This window comes from Pseudomonas sp. PDM10, from assembly GCF_014852295.1.
Classification (GTDB): domain Bacteria; phylum Pseudomonadota; class Gammaproteobacteria; order Pseudomonadales; family Pseudomonadaceae; genus Aquipseudomonas.
Map to the genome: position 1 here is coordinate 1 of NZ_JACVBJ010000039.1, position 252 is coordinate 252.

Sequence of the window (252 nt, forward strand, 5' to 3'; positions counted from 1 at the left end):
TCGAAAGAGCATCAGATTGCGGTGTGTGAAGACGAAATGAACCGAAAGTTCGAATCTCACAAAACACCGAAAGCTGTCACATACCCAATTTGCTGAAGCGAAGCCAACTGGCTACGACTCAGTACCCGAATTTCTTGACGACCATAGAGCATTGGAACCACCTGATCCCATCCCGAACTCAGCAGTGAAACGATGCATCGCCGATGGTAGTGTGGGGTTTCCCCATGTGAGAGTAGGTCATCGTCAAGATTA

1 rRNA gene is annotated in these 252 nt (G+C 48.4%); it reads left to right on the plus strand.

Annotated elements, in window-relative coordinates:
* Positions 1-133: 133 nt before the first annotated feature.
* Positions 134-249, plus strand: a 5S ribosomal RNA gene (rrf, locus tag IB252_RS30725).
* Positions 250-252 lie beyond the last annotated feature (3 nt).